This is a genomic window from Bradyrhizobium sp. 160 (assembly GCF_023073735.1).
Classification (GTDB): Bacteria; Pseudomonadota; Alphaproteobacteria; order Rhizobiales; family Xanthobacteraceae; genus Bradyrhizobium.
In genome coordinates this window covers 1-525 of sequence record NZ_JADPKD010000021.1, presented here as the reverse complement: position 1 = coordinate 525, position 525 = coordinate 1, and the positions used below count along the sequence as shown (strand labels likewise).

Annotated in this window: 1 protein-coding gene; it reads left to right on the top strand. The window is 61.9% G+C overall.

Annotation, left to right across the window (positions count from 1 at the left end; genetic code table 11):
* Positions 1-80 precede the first annotated feature (80 nt).
* Positions 81-525, top strand: a 445-nt coding sequence (locus tag IVA98_RS08900) for an IS5 family transposase (protein ID WP_247354672.1), incomplete at its 3' end; no start/stop codon positions are given.

Here is a 525-nt window from a genome sequence, read left to right as displayed (position 1 = left end):
AGAGCCTGACCGAAAAAGGGTGAGCGGTTTTGGCCGGCTTGTGATTCCTTCGGATTTGCAAAGATTCGAGGGAGGACACCATGCCGTGGACCAAAACCGCTCGCATCCAGTATCAGCGCGATGGACTGCGTTACGCAAGCGATCTGACCGATGCCGAATGGGCGCTGATCGCCCGGAAGATGCCGCCGCGACGGCGATTGGGTCGGCCGCGGGAGGTCGATTTGCGCGAGATCGTCCAGGCGATCTTCTATGTCCTGTGGAGTGGCTGCCAATGGCGAGCCTTGCCGAAGGGGTTCCCGCCATACTCGACAGTGCAGGGCTATTTTTACGCTTGGCGCGACACAGGCAGATGGCAGGAGATTGTCGAATCTCTAGTTCCGAAGGCGCGCCGGCAACTGGGACGAAAGCCCAAACCGACTGCGGCCGTGATCGATAGCCAGACCGCCTCGACGACGGAGGCCGGCGGTCCACGCGGATTCGACGCCGGCAAGCGCCTCCATGGGCGCAAGCGCCATATCGTGACCG